Genomic DNA, 20,105 nt, shown 5'->3' on the forward strand with positions numbered 1-20,105 from the left:
TCCCGCCGCCTCAGCGCGGGATGGCACATCCACCGCTACCACCACTGATGAAAATGGTGCACCGGCCCGATTCCCGTACCGACCTCCAGTGAATCCGCCTGTAACAACGCCTGCTGCAGCCAGGCTTTCGCTTCGGTGATCGTATCAGCCCAGTCGGCGTGACGCGGACGCAAAGCCGCCAGCGCCGCTGACAGCGTGCAGCCGGTGCCGTGAGTATGACGGGTATTGACCCGCGGCGTGCTGAACCGCTGCTGGCCCGAAGGGGTGATCAGCCAGTCCGGGCTGTTATCAGCCGTCAGGTGACCGCCCTTGATCAATACCGCCTGACATCCCGCCGCCAGCAACGCCTCGCCCTGCGCCCGCATCTGCGCTTCGCTCTCCGCCACCGCGCACCCCAGCAACGCTGCTGCTTCCGGCAGATTCGGCGTAATCAGCGACACCTGTGGTAACAGCAGTTCGCGGACGCTGGCAATCGCATCGGCGGATAACAGCGGATCGCCGCTTTTCGCCACCATCACCGTATCCAGCACCACGAAAGGAATCGCGCTACGTCTCAGCCGGGCCGCAACCTGCCCGACGATGGCGGTTTCTGACAACATGCCAATTTTCGCGCTGTCGATACGCACATCGTCCAGCACCGAATCAAGCTGGGCGGCCACAAAGTCAGCATCGATTCGGTAGACCGACTGGACGCCATGGGTATTTTGCGCCACCAGCGCGGTGATCACGCTGGTGCCATACGCGCCCAGCGCGGAAAAGGTTTTCAGATCGGCCTGGATCCCTGCCCCGCCGCTGGGATCGGTCCCGGCGATGGTCAGTGCATTAATGCGTTTCATGGTCCACCTCCAGCGTCCAGAGCGCATCAAGAAACGCCGTGGCAAAACTGCCGGGGCCGGCTGAGCTTGCCGCCGCCTGTTCACCGGCCCGCGCCATCACCTGACAGGCACTGGCGACGTTGAGCAGCCGATCGCCGCTCAGACTGCTGAAGCCAGCCACCACCGCCGACAGCGCACAGCCGGTACCGACCACCCGCGTCATTAACGGGCTGCCGCCGCGAATGGCAAAGGTGCGCTGACCGTCGGTGGCGTAGTCTACTTCGCCGGTCACAATCACCAGCGTCTGATAGTCGCGGGCCAGCTGCCGGGCGGCCTCCAGCGCTGCATCCGCCTGATGCAGGCTATCCACTCCGCGTCCGCCGCTGGCCTGTTGCGCCAGCGCCAGGATCTCTGAGGCGTTACCGCGGATCACCGCTGGCTGCTGGCTCAGCAGCCGCTGGCAGAAGGTGGTGCGCAGCGTCAGCGCTCCGACCGCCACCGGGTCCAGTGTCCAGGGCGTTCCCGCCTGCCTGGCGGCCGTGACCGCCGCCTGCATCGCCTGCTGGCGCTCAGCGGTCAGCGTCCCGACGTTAATCAGTAAGGCATCGGCAAAGCCGCTGAACTGCGCGGCTTCCTCCGCATCAATCACCATCGCCGGTGAAGCGTTGAGCGACAGCAGCACATTGGCGGTGAAGTTTTGTACCACGTCGTTAGTCATGCAGTGCACCAGCGGTGACTGACGGCGGAAACGGTGCAGAATGGGCGCGAATTGCGCAGCAGAAAGGCGTTGAGATTGATCTGTCATCATAGCTCCCAACCGGCGAATAAGAAGGCGAATGCGGTCAGGCATCAGACTTCCCTACGCTGGCATTATCCAGTTCAGGTCAGCGGGTTTTTCTCAGCCCTTTCCTGACGGAAAGCGGCACCCCGAGTCGTGTTACAGCCTGCAGCATAAGGAGGTGGCGTCGCGAAAGCAAGCCAGAGCTGCGTCAGCCATCCTCGCGCTGGTGACACTTCACATGATCCTGATCAATTCTCGCCGCAGCAAAAACAGGCTTAATGCTGCGGGCCATAAAACTACCCCTTTCGAGGTAGCCATTTAAGCCAGAGATCAGGTGCTGCCGATCGCGGCATCGGTTTCCACCCTTAAACGGTAGCCAGCCATAATAATAAGCCTGCTTACAGCATCGCCGAAAAAAACACCTCATTTCATGGAGTTAAACTACTCCAGGAGCGGAACTTCATACTATTCAGGATGTATGATGCGATTGTCAGCGCTTATTCCTCACCGCCATCGATGGCAGGACATTACTATCGAACGTCACGGTGCTATCGCACCAAATGGCAGACATTATCTTTCCACCTATATTTCCGCCCGCTGTCTGCGCTGCGGCAAAATAATTCATCGTGTCTATTACCGGGATATCAGCGATCAACAGGCGCGCCGCTGGCTGGGATAACTGTCCTGACGGCGAGCGGTTCAGACACCGTTAAAGTTAACAGTTAGTTAGCAATTTGTTAGTCTGGTAATTAATCATCGTCTGACCAGACTCTCTCTATGCCACTGCTGTTTGAAAGCTTAAGCCATCAAATCTATCTGTCCGCACCGCTGTTTATTCTGATCCTGCTGGGCTACGGCCTGACGCGACTGGGTAAATGGCCTGCCAGCATCAGCGAAGGGATGAACCGCTTCGTGTTCAACGTCGCGCTGCCCTGCATGCTGTTTGGCGTGATGAGCCATTTTTATCAAAGCCCGCCGGTTGATGCGCGGCTGCTGCTGGCCTTCTTTGGCAGCTGCCTGCTGGTGTTTATCGTCGGCCGGATAGTGGCCAAAAAGCTGTTTAAGCTGGATGGCGTTGCTGGCTCGGTCTTCGCGCTGGGCGGCATCTTTTCCAATAACGTGATGCTCGGCATTCCGGTGGCGACGGTACTGCTGGGGCCCGCGTCCCTGCCCTCGGTGGCGCTGGTACTGGTGTTTAACAGCCTGATCCTCTGGACCCTGCTGACGGTCTCGGTTGAGTGGGCGAAACAGGGCAGCTTTTCGCTGCAGGGGCTGGGGCGCACCGCGATCGGCGTGCTGAAGAACCCGCTGATTATTGGCATTCTCAGCGGTACCGGCTGGAGTTTTTTGCAGCGTCCGCTGCCGCTGCTGGCTGCTGAACCGCTGCGGATGCTGGGATCGATCGCCGCCCCGCTGTCGCTGGTTACCCTTGGCATGAGCCTCGCCCATTACCGGGTGCGGGAAGGACTGAAAGAGAGTTATACCCTCTGCCTGCTCAAGCTGGTGCTGCAACCGATGACGGTGTGGGCCATTGCCTGGCTGACCGGCCTGCCGCCGCTGGAGAGTAAAGTGGTGGTGCTGCTGGGATCGATGGCGGTCGGGGTCAACGTCTACCTGATGTCGCAGAAGTTTAATGTGATTACCGGCCCGGCTGCCGCCAGCATGCTGTTTTCGACGCTGTTTGCTGCGGTGACGACGCCGCTGTGGATGATGCTGATGACACTGGCGGGATATTAAAAAAAAAGCCCCTCAACATCAGTCGAGGGGCTGTTGCGTGGCTATCGCAAAACTTATTCAGCCGCTTTGGTACGAATCAGGTAATCAAAGGCGCTCAGTGAGGCTTTCGCACCCTCGCCGCTGGCGATGATGATCTGCTTGTACGGAACCGTGGTGCAGTCACCCGCCGCGAACACGCCTTTCAGGCTGGTTTCGCACTTGGCATCAATGATGATTTCGCCCATTTTGTTGCGCTCAACCGCGCCTTCCAGCCATGGGGTGTTAGGCAGCAGACCGATCTGAACGAAAATGCCGGACAGCGCCAGTTCGTGTGTAGTCTGGCTGGTACGATCGATATACTGCAGACCGGTTACCTTGCTGCCGTCACCTTTCACTTCGGTGGTCTGGGCATTCAGGATGACATCCACGTTTTTCAGGCTGCGCAGTTTATCCTGCAGCACCTGATCAGCGCGCATTTCACCGGCAAACTCCAGCAGCGTCACATGTTCAACGATACCGGCCAGGTCAATCGCCGCTTCAACGCCGGAGTTACCGCCGCCGATCACTGCGGTGCGCTTGCCTTTAAACAGCGGGCCATCACAGTGTGGGCAGTAGGTGACGCCTTTGGTGCGGTACTCTTCTTCGCCCGGCACACCCATGTTACGCCAGCGTGCGCCAGTTGCTAGGATGATGCTGCGTGACTTCAGTACCGCGCCGGAGGCAGTTTCAACCGCATGCAGGCCACCCACAGCAGCCGCCGGGATCAGCTTGATCGCGCTCTGGCTCTCAATCACATCGACATTGTAATCATCGACGTGAGCGCGCAGTGAGCCCGCCAGTTTTGCCCCTTCGGTTTTCGGCACAGAAATATAGTTTTCGATATCAACGGTGTCCAGCACCTGACCGCCAAAACGCTCGCCCATCAGACCGGTGCGAATGCCTTTACGGGCAGAATAGATGGCTGCTGCTGCGCCCGCCGGGCCGCTACCGATAATCAGCACGTCGTATGCGTCACGCTTGTTCAGCTCTTCTGCGGCACGTTTATCGGCGTTAGTGTCAACTTTGCTGACGATTTCCGCCAGGCTCATGCGGCCCTGACCAAACTCTTTACCGTTGAGGTAAACCGCCGGCACGCCCATCACGTTGCGTTCCTGAATTTCATTCTGGAACAGGCCACCGTCAATCGCGGTGTGGCTGATGCGTGGATTCAGCACCGCCATCAGGTTCAGCGCCTGTACCACGTCAGGGCAGTTGTGGCATGACAGCGAATAGTAGGTTTCGAAATGGAAATCGCCATCCAGCGCGGCAACCTGATCCAGCAGGCTCTGCGCTTCTTTTGACGGATGCCCACCGGTCTGCAACAGCGCCAGCACCAGTGAGGTAAATTCGTGACCCAGTGGCGAACCGGCAAAACGCGGACCGCTGTTCGAGCCTGGGTTAGTGATTAAAAACGACGGCTTGCGGACCTGACGATCGTTCTCTTCGCGGAAGCTGACTTTATCAGACAAGCCTGCGATGTCGACCAACAGCTCACGGATCTCGGTTGATTTGGCACCCTCGTCCAGAGTGGCAATCAACTCAACAGGTTTGGTTAATTTCTCAAGGTAGGCCTTGAGTTGCGTCTTCAAATTTGTGTCGAGCATAGTGATATCCTGGTCAAAAAATCGGGTGCCGTGGCACCCGATGAGAGAAAGATCGAAAGGCCGAAGCGGGATTAGATTTTGCCAACCAGGTCCAGAGATGGAGCCAGTGTTGCATCACCTTCTTTCCATTTCGCCGGGCACACTTCGCCTGGGTGAGAAGCAACGTACTGTGCCGCTTTCACTTTACGCAGCAGGTCAGAGGCGTCACGGCCGATACCTTCAGCAGTGATTTCGATCGCCTGGATGATACCTTCCGGGTCAACGATGAAAGTACCACGGTCAGCCAGGCCTTCCGCTTCACGCATGATTTCGAAGTTACGGGTCAGCGCGCCAGTCGGGTCGCCGATCATTGCGTACTGGATCTTGGCGATGGTGTCTGAAGAACCGTGCCAGGCTTTGTGGGTAAAGTGGGTGTCAGTTGAAACGGAGTAGATATCTACGCCCAGTTTCTGGAACTCTTCGTAGTGATCGGCCACGTCGCCCAGTTCGGTCGGGCAAACGAAAGTGAAGTCAGCCGGGTAGAAGAAGAACACACTCCATTTACCTTCAACGTCTTTCTCGGTTACGTCGATGAACTCGCCGTTTTTGAATGCTGCGTTTTTGAACGGCTTGATTTTGGTATTGATAATAGACATCTGATGGCCTCCGTTGAATTATGTGATGTACGTTACAGAATTTTCGGGCCAACATCTAATATGCAGTCGTTATCAATCAAATAAACGAAAGCTATCAAACGCGGAAAGCGGGATGCTCTCTGGCCCGCGAGGCAGTGTACAGGGAATGCCGGGACAATTAACCCGCTTTATACTTTTCAAATCTTTTCGGCCAATCGCTGCTAGCTTTGTAAGACCAGAGATAAAGGGAGCTGACTTGTGGAGATTCGTCCGTTTACTGAAGCCGATCGGCCTTTTTTGCGTACGCTGTTTCTGGCGGCGCGGCGGCATAACTGGCGCTGGCTGGATGGCAGCGACTGGCAGCTGGAAGATTTTGATGGCGTTATCCTCGGTGAAACCGTACTGGTAGCCGACTGTGACGGGCAGCGCGTCGGATTTGCCGGCCTGCTGGAGAATGATAATTTCCTGCATAGCCTGTATGTCGACCCCGACTGGCAGGGCCGCGGTGCAGGCAGTGCCTTGCTGGAAGCGGTTCAGGCGCGCTTCACCTCGACCGGCGCGCTGAAGTGTCTGACGATGAACAAAGCGGCGCAGGCATTTTATCTGAAGCATGGCTGGAAGATGATTGCGCAGGGCGAAGGGGAACAGGGAGGCTATGTGCTGATGCACTACCCGCTGGCGTCTGAATACACCAGCGGGTCGGGTCGGGCTTAAAGTGCGCGGAAGGCGATGTCGCCAGGAATGACCTCGCCCTGCCAGTAAAGCTGGGCGGCGACCCGTCCGGCAAGCTGGCGGTAGAGCGCGGTGAATTCACTGTCCGGCCGGCGGATTACCGTCGGCTGGCCCGCATCCAGATCTTCACGCAGGTTAATGTGCAACGGCAGCTGGGCCAGCAGCTGCGTGTGGTAATCAGCCACCAGCTTTTGCGCCCCGCCAGTGCCGAAAATCGGTTCGTGGAAGCCGCACTGGCTGCAGATGTGCAGGCTCATGTTCTCGACTACGCCCAGCACCGGCACGCTGACTTTTTCAAACATCACGATGCCTTTACGGGCGTCGATCAGCGCAATATCCTGCGGCGTGGTGACCACCAGCGCGCCGGTCACCGGAACATTCTGCGCCAGCGTCAGCTGGATATCGCCGGTGCCCGGCGGCATATCCAGCACCAGATAATCCAGCTCCGGCCACATCGTCTCGTTCAGCAATTGCATCAGCGCTTTACTGGCCATCGGCCCGCGCCACACCATGGCGTTATCGTCAGTCACCAGATAGCCAATCGAGTTAGTGGCCAGCCCGTGCGCCATAATCGGTGCCATATGGGTCCCATCGGGCGAGGTAGGACGTTCATGTTCGGTGCCCAGCATGTTGGGCACCGACGGGCCATAGATATCGGCGTCGAGGATGCCGACGCGCGCGCCCTCTGCGGCCAGCGCCAGCGCCATATTGACGGCGGTACTGGATTTGCCCACGCCGCCTTTACCGGAGCTGACGGCGATAATATTTTTCACGCCGTTAACGCCAGGGTGGTTTTTCACCCGCTTCAGGGTGGCGATATCATGGCTTAAACGCCAGTCAATCGCGCGCGTGCCGGTCAGGCGCAACAGCTCTGCGCTGGTCTGCGCTTTCAGTTCTTCAAAGGCGCTGGCCCAGGCGAACGGCATGATCAGTTCGATATGCAGCTTACCGTCCAGCTGTGCCACGTGATGCAACGCTTTCAGCGCAGTGAGATTCTGTTGCAGCGTCGGATGCTCAAAGCCTCTCAGTACGCCGACCACGATGGCGCGCAGGGCTTCAGGCGTATGCGGTTCCCGGGATTGTACTGTCATCCCCCACTCCTTTTTTATGCTGTTCTTACGCTGTGCTTCAGCGATGTATTTTCAATGATATCAGATGGCCACTGTTTCGCGGCGACTGCCGGTGGCGAATCCCTTGTGTTTACGCCAGCGGAGCCTTCGGTTACCATCTAAGCCCGTTTTTTCAATCAACAGAAAGCTACGCAAACTATGACTCAAGTCGCTAAAAAAATTCTGGTAACCTGCGCGCTGCCTTACGCGAACGGATCAATCCATCTCGGCCATATGCTCGAGCATATCCAGGCAGACATTTGGGTGCGTTACCAGCGAATGCGTGGCAATCAGGTTTACTTCATCTGCGCTGATGACGCGCACGGCACGCCGATTATGCTGAAAGCACAGCAGCTGGGCATTGCGCCAGAGCAGATGATTGCTGAAATGAAACAAGAGCATGAAGCCGATTTTGCCGGTTTCAACGTCAGCTATGACAATTATCACTCGACCCACGGTGATGAGAACCGCCAGCTGTCGGCGCTGATTTACGGTCGCCTGAAAGAGAACGGTTTTATTAAGAACCGCACCATTTCTCAGCTCTACGATCCGGAAAAAGGGATGTTCCTGCCGGACCGTTTTGTTAAAGGCACCTGCCCGAAATGTAAGTCTGCCGATCAGTACGGTGATAACTGTGAAGTCTGCGGCGCGACGTACAGCCCGACCGAACTGATTGATCCGAAGTCGGTGGTCTCCGGTGCGACGCCAGTGCTGCGCGACTCGGAACACTTCTTCTTTGATTTGCCATCGTTCAGCGCCATGCTGCAGGCCTGGACCCGTTCCGGTGCGTTGCAGGATCAGGTCGCTAACAAGATGCAGGAGTGGTTCGAATCAGGCCTGCAGCAGTGGGATATCTCACGTGACGCGCCCTATTTCGGTTTTGAAATCCCGGATGCGCCAGGCAAATATTTTTACGTCTGGCTGGATGCGCCTATTGGCTACATGGGCTCGTTCAAGAACCTGTGCGACAAGCGTGGCGATATCGACTTCGACGAATTCTGGCGTAAAGATTCCACCACCGAGCTGTATCACTTTATCGGTAAAGATATCGTCTACTTCCACAGCCTGTTCTGGCCGGCGATGCTGGAAGGCAGCGACTTCCGCAAACCGAACAACCTGTTTGTCCACGGTTATGTGACGGTCAATGGTGCCAAGATGTCGAAATCACGCGGCACCTTTATTAAAGCCAGCACCTGGCTGCAGCATCTGGACGCTGACAGCCTGCGTTACTATTACGCGGCAAAACTCTCTTCGCGCATCGACGACATCGACCTGAACCTGGAAGATTTCGTTCAGCGCGTCAACGCTGACATCGTCAATAAAGTGGTTAACCTGGCATCACGTAACGCCGGCTTTATCACCAAACGCTTTGACGGCAAGCTGGCGGCTGAACTGGCCGATCCGGCGCTCTATCAGACCTTTGTTGATGCGTCTGAGAAGATCGGTGAAGCCTGGGCGAGCCGCGAATACAGCCGCGCAATCCGTGAAATTATGGCGCTGGCCGACCTGGCAAACCGCTACGTTGATGAGCAGGCACCGTGGGTAGTCGCGAAGCAGGAAGGCCGTGACGCCGATCTGCAGGCAATCTGCTCAATGGGGATTAACCTGTTCCGCGTGCTGATGACCTGGCTGAAGCCGGTGCTACCGTCGCTGAGCGCGCGCGCAGAAGGCTTCCTTAACTGCGAACTGAGCTGGGATGCGATTCCACAGCCGCTGCTGGATCATCAGGTTGCGCCGTTTAAAGCGCTCTACAGCCGGATTGAAATGGCGAAGGTCGAAGGCCTGATTGAGGCGTCGAAAGAGGATGCCGCAGCGGCCAGCGCCCCGGCGGTTAGCGGTCCGCTGGCGGATGCACCGGTTGGTGACACCATCACCATCGACGATTTCGCCAAAGTCGATATGCGGGTAGCGCTGATTGAGCAGGCGGAGCTGGTCGATGGCTCAGACAAGCTGTTGCGTCTGCAACTCGACCTGGGTGGCGAGAAGCGTCAGATCTTCTCCGGCATTCGTGCGGCCTATCCCGATCCGTCCGTGCTGGTCGGCAAGATGACCATCATCGTTGCTAACCTGGCGCCGCGTAAAATGCGCTTTGGCATCTCCGAAGGGATGGTGCTGTCGGCGGGACCGGGCGGTAAAGATCTGTTTGTACTGTCGGTAGACAGCGGTGCGGTACCGGGCATGCCGGTTAAATAATCCCTCATGCTTCACTCCCCTTACGCCAGGTTGCCGGTGTAAGGGGAGATTCTGCTTTATCTCTGCGATTTCAGCCGTCACGTTTTCCCCCGCGCCGCTTCCCCCTGCTTTGCTGATGTCCCGCTAAACCTGCTGATCCGGGCATCGGTCTGTCGGGCTTTTATGTGATCGCTAGCACGCTAAGCGGTTAATGCGTATGATGAACAACAGTGAAAACAGGAGCCTGTCATGCTCACCGTGCTGTCTGTCTGCGGGCGCTACCTTCGTGCCTTTATCATCATTTATCTCTGCTTATACAGTGGCAACGGCATCGCCTCGCTGCTGCCGATCACTATTCCTGGCAGTATTCTCGGGATGCTGATTCTGTTTGCCCTGCTGGCGTCGCAAATCCTGCCGGTCAACTGGGTGAAACCGGGCTGCCATCTGATCATCCGCTATATGGCGCTGCTGTTTGTGCCAATTAGCGTCGGCGTCATGAGCCATACCGATATTCTCAGCGCCCAGTTTGGTCCGATCGTCATCTCCTGCGTCGTCAGTACCTTTGTGGTGCTGGCGGTGGTCGGCGTCAGCGCCCACCAGTTGCACAGCCGTCGTCCGCTCCGGGAGCCAAACGATGAGTGATATCTGGTGGTCTCTGCCGCTGACCCTGGCGGCGTTCTTTCTGGCGCGCAAGCTGGCGCTGACCCTGAAAATCTCGCTGCTCAATCCACTGCTGGTGGCGATGGCGATTATCATCCCGATCCTGCTGCTGCTGCAGTTGCCCTACTCGCGCTACTTTGCCGGCAGTCAGATTCTTAACCAGCTGCTGCAACCGGCGGTGGTCGCCCTGGCGCTGCCGCTGTACGAGCAGATGCATCAGATTCGCGCCCGCTGGAAGTCGATCATTGGGGTCTGCTTTATCGGGAGCCTGACCGCCATGATATCGGGCACCGCTATCGCCCTGTGGCTGGGCGCCACGCCGGAAATTGCCGCTACCATTATTCCCAAATCAGTCACCACGCCCATCGCAATGGCGGTCTCCGGATCGCTGCACGGCATCCCGGCGATCAGCGCCATCTGTGTACTGATCGCCGGCGTGCTGGGGGCGGTGTTTGGGCATATGCTGCTGAACCTGCTGGGCGTCAAATCGAAAGCGGCGCGCGGTCTGGCCATCGGTAACGCCTCCCATGCCCTCGGAACCGCCCGGGCGGCTGAAGTCGATTATCAGGAAGGGGCGTTCAGTTCACTGGCGCTGGTGATTTGCGGCATCATTACTTCTTTGCTGGCACCGTTTATTTTTCCGCTACTGCTGCACTGGTTTGGCTAAAACTTTGCGATAGATCTCGCAAAGTTGAAATATGCAACACAGGTTGCATTGTCAGAGCGACGGGGATCACATATAAACCGGTGACTGGCATATCGTCCTGCTGAATTTAATGAGGCTCTCATGCATTCACGTTTCCTCTCCGCCTTCGAGGCGTTGCCGTCAACTCTGCAAACCGCGCTGGCTCCGCTGCTGGACGCGCCTGACTTTCAGGCAGTGCTGCGCGCCGACCAGATCGCATCGCTGCAGCAACAGACTCAGATGGACGCCGATGCGCTGGCGCTGGCGCTGCTGCCGCTGGCAGCAGCCTGTGCGGTGGCCACGGTGTCGCACTTTAACGTCGGGGCGATCGCCCGCGGCACCAGTGGTAACTGGTACTTCGGCGCCAACATGGAATTTGTCGGCACCCCACTGCAACAGACGGTGCACGCTGAGCAGAGCGCGATTACCCACGCCTGGCTGCGCGGCGAACGCCAGCTGGAAACCATCACGGTTAACTACACCCCGTGCGGCCATTGCCGTCAGTTTATGAATGAACTCAACAGCGGTACCGGGATTCGTATTTCGCTGCCGCAGCGCGCCATCAGTACCCTGGCCGATTATCTGCCAGACTCCTTTGGCCCGCGCGATCTCGACATCACAACCCTGCTGATGGATGCGGTCGACCACGGTTACAGCGCTGAGGGAGATGCGCTGGTGCAGGCCGCCGTGGCCGCCGCCAATGCCAGCCACGCGCCGTACAGCCAGTCACACAGCGGCGTAGCGCTGGAAACCGAGTCCGGCACCATTGTGACCGGTCGCTATGCTGAGAATGCCGCGTTTAACCCCAGCTTTCCGCCGCTTCAGGCCGCGCTGGTGCTGCTGAATATGCAGGGCGGGCACAGTGGTCAGATAAAAAGAGCGGTGCTGGCAGAAGTAGAAAATGCCACGCTGAGCCAGTTTGCCGCCACGCAGGCAACCTTACAGACTTTTGGTTGCAGTGAGCTGCTGTCGGTGAGATTGCACAAAGCATAACCCACTGTCAGAAAGGCCACAGTTTTGTGACCTTTTATGAACAAATGCTGTACTTCTGCGGGAAATTTCATAGGATCTGGCGCCAGAATTCACGTCATGACAAATTACTCTGAATAATTCGGGTTGCAGGATGGCAGCAAGTACGTGAATGATTCGCAGCGGTGACCTGCCGCTGCACTGCTCCTGCAGCCTGAGCTATAACGGGTAAGTAAACTGGCGCTACCTTTCCGGCGTGACGCCAGACAACACTGCAACCGGAGCATCACTGCATGGAACTCGACTACGAAAGTAAACGTCCGCTCTACATCCCTTACGCTGGCCCGATTTTGCTGGAATTCCCCCTCCTCAACAAAGGCAGTGCCTTTAGCATCGAAGAACGTAACGAATTTAATCTCAATGGTCTGCTGCCGGAAGCGGTAGAGTCGATTGAAGAACAGGCGCAGCGTGCCTGGCGTCAGTTCCAGGACTTCAAAAACAATAACGATAAGCACGTCTACCTGCGTAACATCCAGGACACCAACGAAACGCTGTTTTATCGCCTGCTGGACAACCATCTCGAAGAGATGATGCCGATCATTTACACCCCAACCGTCGGCGCCGCCTGTGAACACTTCTCTGAAATCTATCGCCGGGCACGCGGGGTGTTTATCTCTTACCCGAACCGCGACCGCATCGAAGATATGCTGCAGAACGCCACCAAACAGAACGTGAAGGTCATTGTCGTCACCGATGGCGAGCGCATCCTGGGTCTGGGTGACCAGGGCATCGGCGGCATGGGCATCCCGATCGGTAAGCTGTCGCTCTACACCGCCTGTGGCGGTATCAGTCCGGCTTATACCCTGCCGGTGGTGCTGGATGTCGGTACCAATAATCAGCAGCTGCTGAACGATCCGCTCTACATGGGCTGGCGTCATCCGCGTATTACCGGCGAAGAGTACGACGCTTTCGTTAATGACTTTATTCAGGCGGTTAAACGTCGCTGGCCGAAAGTGCTGTTGCAGTTCGAAGACTTCGCCCAGAAGAACGCCATGCCGTTGCTAAACCGCTACCGCGATGAAGTCTGCTGCTTTAACGACGACATTCAGGGCACCGCCGCGGTTACCGTGGGTACGCTGATCGCCGCCAGCCGCGCAGCCGGTAGCCGCCTGTGCGAACAGAAGGTGGTGTTCCTCGGTGCCGGTTCCGCCGGCTGTGGCATCGCCGAACAGATTATTGCCCAGATGAAATCGGAAGGCCTGAGCGATGAAGAAGCGCGCAGCCGGGTGATGATGGTGGATCGCTTTGGTCTGCTGACCGACAAGCTGCCTAACCTGCTCGACTTCCAGAGCAGACTGGTGCAGAAGAGCGAAAACCTTCAGCACTGGGATGTCACCAGTGACGCGATTTCGCTGCTCGACGTGGTGCGCAACGCCCATCCGGATATTCTGATTGGGGTATCGGGTCAGCCAGGGCTGTTCACCGAAGAGATCATCCGCGAGATGCACAAACACTGCAAACGCCCGATTGTGATGCCGCTGTCGAACCCGACGTCACGCGTTGAAGCCACGCCAGCCGATATCATTGCCTGGACCGACGGTGCAGCGCTGGTGGCTACCGGCAGTCCGTTCTCGCCGGTCAGCTGGAACGGTAAAACCTACCCGATCGCCCAGTGCAACAACTCCTACATCTTCCCGGGAATTGGTCTGGGTGTTATCGCGTCAGGCGCCAGCCGCGTCACCGACACCATGCTGATGACCGCCAGCCGGGCGCTGGCCGACTGCTCGCCGCTGGTGAATGATGGTGAAGGTCCGGTACTGCCGGAAATCAAAGATATCCAGGGCGTGTCGAAAATCATCGCCATGGAAGTCGGCAAAGCGGCGCAGCTGGCGGGTGTCGCCGTCGTCACCTCCGAAGATGTGCTGTCGCAGGCGATTGCCAACAACTTCTGGCTGCCGCAATACCGTCATTATCGTCGTACCTCGATCTAATTGTGCGCTGCCGGACCGATTCTGGTCCGGCAATGCTCAAAAAGAGACCAGCCAACCGGCACTAACTTGCTTCGCTGCGGCGGCTCAAGTAGCCTTGTGCCATCTCAAATTTCTGACATCGAGTCTCCAGGCGCATGCTGAAACGCGTTTTCATTGGACTGCTTTTCATCATCCTGCTGATGGTGGCGACGGCGCTTGGCCTTGATCGCTGGATCAGTTGGAAAACTGCGCCCTTTATCTACGAGCATGTCTCTTCGCTGCCGCACCGCCAGGTGGGTGTGGTGCTGGGCACCGCTAAATATTATCGTACCGGGGTGATCAATCAGTATTACCTTTATCGGATGCAGGGCGCGCTCAACGCCTATAACAGCGGCAAAGTGAACTATCTGCTGCTGAGCGGTGACAATGCGCTACAAAGCTACAACGAACCGATGACCATGCGTCGCGATTTAATCAAGGCAGGCGTCGATCCGGCGGATATTGTGCTGGACTATGCCGGTTTCCGGACGCTGGATTCGATTGTTCGCACCCGCAAAGTGTTCGATACCAACGACTTCATTATCATCACCCAACGCTTCCACTGTGAGCGGGCGCTGTTTATTGCCCTGCAGCTCGGCATTCAGGCGCAGTGCTATGCCGTGCCTTCGCCGAAAAACATGCTCAGCGTGCGTTTCCGTGAGGTCGGTGCGCGGCTGGGCGCGCTGGCTGACCTGTTCCTGCTGAAGCGAGAGCCACGCTTCCTTGGGCCGCTGGTGCCGATTCCGGCGGTGCGTGAAGTGCCGGAGGATGCACAAAGTTATCCGGCGGTCACGCCGGAACAGCTGCTGGAGCTGGAGCAGAAGCTGCGTAAATAGCTCACGCACTGCGGGCTTGTTTATGCTGTGCTGACACTTGTTACTCCAATGCTGTGGTCTGGTAGTCACGCGCCTGGCTCAGGGAGCAGTTTCAGACGCTCAGAAAGTCGCTTCAGACGGCTGCCAGACCTGATCCAATTTCAGATTTGCCCTTGTTCCCTGAGCAGCCCCGGTCTCACCGCTGAGCAGGCTTCAGGCAGCATACGCCTGCCGCTAAGACGCAACAACGCCAGCACTTTTTCCCATAAAAAAAGCGACCCGAAGGTCGCTTTGTTTTTTCTGACGTTATCGCCTGCACATTATTTTTTGCGCGAATATTTCAGCGAGTCGAGCGCCACGGCGAAGATGATGATGCCGCCTTTGATGATGTACTGCCAGTAAGGGTTGACGCCGATATAGGTCAGGCCGTAGTTGATTACGGTGAAGATCAGTACACCGGTCACCACGCCCGCCACGCTACCGACACCGCCGGTGAAGGAGACGCCGCCGACCACACAGGCAGCAATCGCATCCAGCTCATACATAAAGCCGAGGTTGTTGGTTGCCGAGCCGATACGACCCGCTTCCAGCATCCCGCCGAAGGCGTAGAACACACCAGACAGCGCATAGATCATGATCAGGTTCAGTGGCACGTTAACGCCGGACACTTTCGCCGCTTCCGGGTTACCACCGATAGCAAAAATGTTTTTACCGAAGCGGGTTTTGTTCCACAGCACCCAGACAAACACAATCGCAATCACCGCGTAGAAGGTGATGAAAGAGAGCTTGAAGTCACCGAAGCGTAAAAAGCCCTGAGCGAATTTCGAGAAACCGGTATCAAAACCGGCAATCGGTGATGCGCCAACGAAATCGTAATAGAGCGAGTTGATGCCGTAGACGATGATCATGGTGCCCAGAGTGGTGATAAATGGCGTCACCTTGAGGTAAGCAATGATCACGCCGTTCACCAGACCAATCACGCCGCCGATGATGCAGACGGTGAGGATCACCAGTGGAATTGGCACCGTATCCAGCGTCGGGAACACCTTGTTAGCGTTGTCCATCGCCTGCAGCAGCGTGGCCGCGACCACCGCTGCCAGACCGACCTGACGACCGGCCGACAGGTCAGTACCCTGGGTAACAATCAGCCCCGCCACACCCAGTGCAATAATAATGCGCACCGAAGATTGGGTCAGAATGTTACTCAGGTTCATTAAACTTAAAAATGAGGGGTCCTGGAAAATAATAATAGCCAGCAATACCAGCAGAACGACATAAATGCCGCCCTCTTTTAACCAGGTTAGCGCATTCTTTTTTGTAGTCGCTTTCATGTTAACAGCCCTTGCTTCATTAAAGGTGTAATGACGCTAAACGCAATATTTCGTTCTGCGTGGTGGTTTTGGTATCAACAATGCCGGCTACCAGACCATTACTCATCACCAGAATACGGTCGGTAATGCCTAACAGCTCCGGCATTTCGGAAGAGATAATAATGATGCCCTTTTCTCTTTTCGCCAGCTCAGCAATCAGCTGGTAAATTTCGAATTTTGCCCCGACGTCAATCCCGCGTGTCGGTTCATCAAGCATCAGGATTTCAGGCTGGGTCAATAACCAGCGACCAATAATCACTTTTTGCTGGTTACCACCCGAAAGCGAACCAATCTGCGTATGATGGCCTGGCGTTTTTACCCGCATTGAATCGATAACCCATTGGGTATCACTCTTCATGCGTTTATTATCCAGCAGCCCCATACTGTTTTTATATTTTTTAATATTGGAAATAAGCGAGTTAAAACCAATATCCAGAAAAGCATAAATCCCGGTCGAACGACGTTCTTCCGTTACCAGCGCAAAACCGTGGTTAATGGCTTCGTTGGCGCTGTGATTATTAATCGGTTTACCGTGCAGTTTAATGGTGCCGCCCGATTTTTCGCGAATGCCAAACAGCGTTTCGACGATATCGGTACGTTTGGCACCCACCAGCCCGGCAATGCCGAGAATCTCCCCTTTACGCAGATCAAACGAGATGTCGCGAATCGATGGCTGACGCAATGACGTCAGGTTACGCACCTCAAGAATGGTTTCACCCGGCACGTTGGTGCGGTCCGGAAAACGCTGGTTCAGTAAACGGCCGACCATCATCGAGATGATCTTGTCCATATCCAGCCCGTCCAGCGGCTGAGTAGTGATCCACTGTCCGTCACGCAGAATGGTAATTTCGTCACACAGCTGGAAAATCTCTTCCATCTTGTGCGAAATATACACAATGCCGCAGCCGCGATCTTTCAGTTTACGAATAATAGTGAACAGATGATTAACCTCTTTCTCGGTTAACGAGGAGGTTGGCTCATCCATAATCACAATTTTCGCGTCATAAGAGAACGCTTTGGCAATTTCAATCATCTGCATTTGCGACACGGAAAGATGCGCCACTTTGTCGCGGGGATCGATATCGATATCCAGCTCGTCAAAGATCGCCTTGGTGTCGTTATACATTTTATCCTGATCGACAAAGAAGCCTTTACGGGGATAACGCCCCAGCCACATGTTGTCCATCACGGTACGCTGCAATACCAGGTTTAATTCCTGATGCACCATCGACACGCCATTTTCCAGCGCCTCTTTGGAGCTTTTATAATCGATCTCTTTACCCTGAAACAAAATACTGCCGGTATCTTTCTTATAAATACCAAACAGACATTTTAATAAAGTGGATTTACCGGCGCCGTTCTCGCCCATTAATGCATGAACAGAGTGAGGCCGCACTTTTAAATTCACATTATCTAACGCTTTAACGCCGGGAAATGATTTACTGACATTGGTCATTTCCAGCAGATATTCTCGCTGCGCGGTCGTATTATCACTGGCCATAATTTACCTGGCTAAAAAACGGTGGTGACGTAAAAAAGGCGCGACACTCGCCGCGCCCGTAATCGATATTATTTCTGGAACTGTGAGAGGTTTTCTTTATCAACCGGTACGTAAGGTACGCGGACGATTTTGTCGACCATCTTGAAGTTAGTACCTTCGGTGGCGGCTTTGCCGTCAGCCAGGTTTTTCGCCATATCCAGCGTCGCTTTCGCCTGGTTTTCCGCATCGTTCAGCACGGTACCGGCCAGTGCGCCCGATTTCACCAGCGCCAGCGCTTCTGGCAGTGCATCGACGCCGAACACCGGGATGGAGCTCATGTTGTGCGCTTTCAGCGCTTCAACCGCACCCATCGCCATCGCATCGTTGTTGGCAATGACCACTTCGATTTTTTTGGCGTTCGGGCCTGACAGCCAGGCATCCATCTTGTCTTTCGCCTGCGCGGTATCCCACATCGCTGTGTCCATCGCTAACTGCTGAGTTTTCAGGCCATCTTTGTTCAGGGTATCGATAACATATTTGGTACGCGCTTCAGCGTCCGGGTGGCCCGGCTCGCCTTTCAGCAGCACGAACTGAATCTGACCATCTTTGTTCAGATCCCAGGCCGGGGTCGCTTTCCAGTGCTTCTCAATCAGCTGACCCTGGATGATGCCGGACTCTTTAGAATCGGTACCGACATAATAGGCTTTGTCATAACCGGCCAGTACTTTGGCGTTCGGCTCTTTGTTGAAGAACACGACCGGCACATCATTTGCGCGCGCTTTGTCTACCACTACCGCTGCTGCAGCCGGGTCAACCAGGTTAATCGCCAGCGCTTTCACGCCTTTCGCCATCAGCACGTCGATCTGGTCGTTCTGTTTAGACTGGTCATTCTGCGAGTCATTCATCAGCAGCTGAACGCCACCGATGGTTTTCGCTTCTTTCTCGATGTCTTTGCGTACCATCGACATGAAGTTATCATCATATTTATAAATGGTCACGCCGATACGGGTGTCAGCTGCGTGAGCGGTTGCACCAAACATCATGCTGGCAACCAGTGCTGTGAGCGTGAAAACCTTCTTATTCATGGTATCTCCGGTTTTTTTATGCAGGGTCTTTTTAGCTCTGCCGCGCTTCAGAGGCGGGAGAACAATCGGTAAAACTGATCGGCGACGCGGAATAGACACAACGTTACGCTAAGCCGCTGGACCGCCGTCCAAAATCTGACTTCCCTGTACGCAAACGCTTCCGTGAATATAAATATGTTGTGAACCATTTCATCCAGCGACTGAGACGGTGCCTGATGCGGTTAAGCGGGCGTTACATAATGTTTCAGTCCGGTAAGACGTTGCCATCATAGTGAGGGCAATGTTAATTAACTGTGAATGTAATCACAGATTGAAAACGGTTACATGGCTGAATCGCCTGAATTAGTGACGGACTCCACATTTTGCCGTTGCGCCACTGAATGACGGCGCACCAGCGTCGGCATAAAGATGTGCGTTGCGGTGTCATCCAGCAGCCCTGCCGCGCCCTGCAACGCCAGCTCTGTCGCCAGTTTTGCCATTGAAACAATGGGATAGCGAACGGTGGTCAGTTGTGGATCGGTGTAACGTGAAATCGGGATGTCATCAAAGCCAATGACAGAAAAATGCTGTGGAACCTGAATGCCGTTGTCTTTCAACGCAGTGAGTGCGCCCGCTGCCATGCCGTCGTTATAGGCAAACACCGCGCTCAGATTGAGGTTACGTCCCAGCAGTTCGACCATGGCGGCTTCACCGCCCTGCATATCTGGCTCGGCGCTGGCGATCCAGCTCTCCTGAGGCCGCATGCCCTGCTCCGCCATCGCCTGCAGCCAGCCTTCGCGGCGCTGGGCGACATCTTCAATCGGGTGGCTGGAACAGAGGTAGCCGATCCGGCTATGTCCCTGTTGTAACAGGGTTCTTGAAGCCATCAGCGCCCCGGTAACGTTGTCGAGGCTGACGCTGCGATGTTCAAAACCCGGTACTATACGGTTGATTACCACCATGCCCGGTACATGTTGCATAAACTCAGCCAGCTCCTGGTCTGAAAGCGTTTTCGCGTGCACCACCAGCGCACTGCAACGCTGGCGGATCAATACCTCAATCGCGTGGCGCTCTTTTTCTTCCTGATGCCAGGAGTTGCTGATTAACACATGCTTGTGCACGCGCTGCGCCACGGTATCGACCGCTTTGACCAGCGCGCCGAAGAAGGGATCGGAGACATCCATCACCACCACGCCGATGGTATCGCTGACCTGGGTGGCCAGCGCCTGGGCATTGGCGTTTGGACGATATCCCAGTGCATCAACGGCCTGTAACACGGCGTCACGGGTATCAGAGGTGACGGCGCTACTGTTATTGAGTACGCGCGAGACGGTCGCCACCGACACGCCAGCCTGACGGGCAACATCACGAATCGTTATCATGCAGCAGTTCCACAGAGGAAGAATAAGGCATCACGCCGGGTTGAACACCGGCGCTATTTTGTCAGGGGCGGGAGGCAGGCAGCGTGAAT

General features: G+C 56.0%; 18 protein-coding genes and 1 riboswitch. Of the genes, 9 read left to right on the plus strand and 9 right to left on the minus strand.

The genetic code is table 11. The features are described 5' to 3' along the window. Nucleotides 1–35 precede the first annotated feature (35 nt). Together thiD and thiM are read right to left on the minus strand one after the other, a co-directional pair. Entirely contained in the window at nucleotides 36–836 is an 801-nt protein-coding gene (thiD, locus tag ABIB18_RS10620) for a bifunctional hydroxymethylpyrimidine kinase/phosphomethylpyrimidine kinase (RefSeq protein ID WP_046288206.1), read from the minus strand. Next, nucleotides 823–1,620, minus strand: coding sequence for a hydroxyethylthiazole kinase (gene thiM, locus ABIB18_RS10625; RefSeq protein WP_089561768.1), 798 nt, complete (start codon nucleotides 1,618–1,620; stop codon nucleotides 823–825). The genes thiD and thiM overlap by 14 nt, the downstream gene beginning before the upstream one ends. A 34-nt stretch (nucleotides 1,621–1,654) precedes the next feature. Then, nucleotides 1,655–1,755: riboswitch (TPP riboswitch) on the minus strand. 322 nt (nucleotides 1,756–2,077) lie between these two features. Between thiM and ABIB18_RS10630 the strand changes: the two genes are divergently transcribed. Both ABIB18_RS10630 and ABIB18_RS10635 read left to right on the plus strand, forming a co-directional pair. After that, nucleotides 2,078–2,275, plus strand: a complete 198-nt coding sequence (locus ABIB18_RS10630) for a hypothetical protein (protein WP_031377141.1) — start codon at nucleotides 2,078–2,080, stop codon at nucleotides 2,273–2,275. A 98-nt stretch (nucleotides 2,276–2,373) separates the two neighbouring features. Then, a complete protein-coding gene (locus ABIB18_RS10635) occupies nucleotides 2,374–3,333 on the plus strand; it encodes an AEC family transporter (RefSeq protein WP_316552639.1) in 960 nt (319 codons plus the stop codon). A gap of 53 nt (nucleotides 3,334–3,386) precedes the next feature. On the opposite strand, the gene ahpF is transcribed toward ABIB18_RS10635, so the two are convergent. Together ahpF and ahpC are read right to left on the minus strand one after the other, a co-directional pair. Further along, the gene (ahpF, locus tag ABIB18_RS10640; protein ID WP_031377139.1) at nucleotides 3,387–4,955 is read right to left on the minus strand and encodes an alkyl hydroperoxide reductase subunit F; all 1,569 of its coding nucleotides are present in this window, start codon (nucleotides 4,953–4,955) and stop codon (nucleotides 3,387–3,389) included. A gap of 71 nt (nucleotides 4,956–5,026) precedes the next feature. After that, complete coding sequence (gene ahpC, locus ABIB18_RS10645) at nucleotides 5,027–5,590, minus strand: alkyl hydroperoxide reductase subunit C (RefSeq protein ID WP_010617942.1); 564 nt, start codon at nucleotides 5,588–5,590, stop codon at nucleotides 5,027–5,029. A gap of 237 nt (nucleotides 5,591–5,827) precedes the next feature. Between ahpC and ABIB18_RS10650 the strand changes: the two genes are divergently transcribed. Further along, nucleotides 5,828–6,283 (plus strand): GNAT family N-acetyltransferase, encoded by a 456-nt coding sequence (locus ABIB18_RS10650; protein WP_031377138.1) that lies wholly within the window; start codon nucleotides 5,828–5,830, stop codon nucleotides 6,281–6,283. Here the strand turns inward: ABIB18_RS10650 and apbC are convergent. Beyond that, nucleotides 6,280–7,392 (minus strand): iron-sulfur cluster carrier protein ApbC, encoded by a 1,113-nt coding sequence (gene apbC / locus ABIB18_RS10655; protein WP_354474128.1) that lies wholly within the window; start codon nucleotides 7,390–7,392, stop codon nucleotides 6,280–6,282. The two genes, ABIB18_RS10650 and apbC, sit on opposite strands and share 4 nt — an antisense overlap. 177 nt (nucleotides 7,393–7,569) lie before the next feature. Between apbC and metG the strand changes: the two genes are divergently transcribed. The 6 genes from metG to sanA all read left to right on the plus strand — a co-directional run bounded on the left by metG (nucleotide 7,570) and on the right by sanA (nucleotide 14,741). Next, nucleotides 7,570–9,603: a methionine--tRNA ligase gene (gene metG / locus ABIB18_RS10660; protein ID WP_031377137.1), complete on the plus strand. Its 2,034-nt coding sequence runs from the start codon at nucleotides 7,570–7,572 to the stop codon at nucleotides 9,601–9,603. Between the two features lie 228 nt (nucleotides 9,604–9,831). Then, nucleotides 9,832–10,224 (plus strand): CidA/LrgA family protein, encoded by a 393-nt coding sequence (locus ABIB18_RS10665; RefSeq protein ID WP_031377136.1) that lies wholly within the window; start codon nucleotides 9,832–9,834, stop codon nucleotides 10,222–10,224. Continuing rightward, nucleotides 10,217–10,909 carry a CidB/LrgB family autolysis modulator gene (locus ABIB18_RS10670; RefSeq protein ID WP_031377135.1) on the plus strand — a complete coding sequence of 231 codons (693 nt, stop codon included), beginning with the start codon at nucleotides 10,217–10,219 and terminating at the stop codon, nucleotides 10,907–10,909. Before ABIB18_RS10665 ends, ABIB18_RS10670 begins: the two co-directional genes overlap by 8 nt. 120 nt (nucleotides 10,910–11,029) lie before the next feature. Next, nucleotides 11,030–11,920 carry a cytidine deaminase gene (gene cdd / locus ABIB18_RS10675; RefSeq protein WP_354474129.1) on the plus strand — a complete coding sequence of 297 codons (891 nt, stop codon included), beginning with the start codon at nucleotides 11,030–11,032 and terminating at the stop codon, nucleotides 11,918–11,920. 269 nt (nucleotides 11,921–12,189) lie between these two features. After that, a complete protein-coding gene (locus tag ABIB18_RS10680) occupies nucleotides 12,190–13,887 on the plus strand; it encodes an NAD-dependent malic enzyme (protein ID WP_031377133.1) in 1,698 nt (565 codons plus the stop codon). 134 nt (nucleotides 13,888–14,021) lie between these two features. Beyond that, the gene (sanA, locus tag ABIB18_RS10685; RefSeq protein WP_354474130.1) at nucleotides 14,022–14,741 is read left to right on the plus strand and encodes an outer membrane permeability protein SanA; all 720 of its coding nucleotides are present in this window, start codon (nucleotides 14,022–14,024) and stop codon (nucleotides 14,739–14,741) included. Nucleotides 14,742–15,040: 299 nt separating this feature from the next. On the opposite strand, the gene mglC is transcribed toward sanA, so the two are convergent. The 4 genes from mglC to galS all read right to left on the minus strand — a co-directional run bounded on the left by mglC (nucleotide 15,041) and on the right by galS (nucleotide 20,016). After that, entirely contained in the window at nucleotides 15,041–16,051 is a 1,011-nt protein-coding gene (gene mglC, locus ABIB18_RS10690; protein WP_354474131.1) for a galactose/methyl galactoside ABC transporter permease MglC, read from the minus strand. Between the two features lie 19 nt (nucleotides 16,052–16,070). Further along, the gene (gene mglA / locus ABIB18_RS10695) at nucleotides 16,071–17,591 is read right to left on the minus strand and encodes a galactose/methyl galactoside ABC transporter ATP-binding protein MglA (protein WP_354474132.1); all 1,521 of its coding nucleotides are present in this window, start codon (nucleotides 17,589–17,591) and stop codon (nucleotides 16,071–16,073) included. 68 nt (nucleotides 17,592–17,659) lie between these two features. Continuing rightward, nucleotides 17,660–18,655, minus strand: coding sequence for a galactose/glucose ABC transporter substrate-binding protein MglB (mglB, locus tag ABIB18_RS10700; protein WP_031377130.1), 996 nt, complete (start codon nucleotides 18,653–18,655; stop codon nucleotides 17,660–17,662). Nucleotides 18,656–18,975: 320 nt separating this feature from the next. Continuing rightward, nucleotides 18,976–20,016 carry an HTH-type transcriptional regulator GalS gene (gene galS, locus ABIB18_RS10705; RefSeq protein ID WP_046288200.1) on the minus strand — a complete coding sequence of 347 codons (1,041 nt, stop codon included), beginning with the start codon at nucleotides 20,014–20,016 and terminating at the stop codon, nucleotides 18,976–18,978. Between the last annotated feature and the right edge of the window lie 89 nt (nucleotides 20,017–20,105).

The sequence above is a fragment of the Pantoea sp. UYEF8 genome (assembly GCF_040546285.1).
GTDB classification, from domain to species: Bacteria; Pseudomonadota; Gammaproteobacteria; order Enterobacterales; family Enterobacteriaceae; genus Pantoea; species Pantoea brenneri.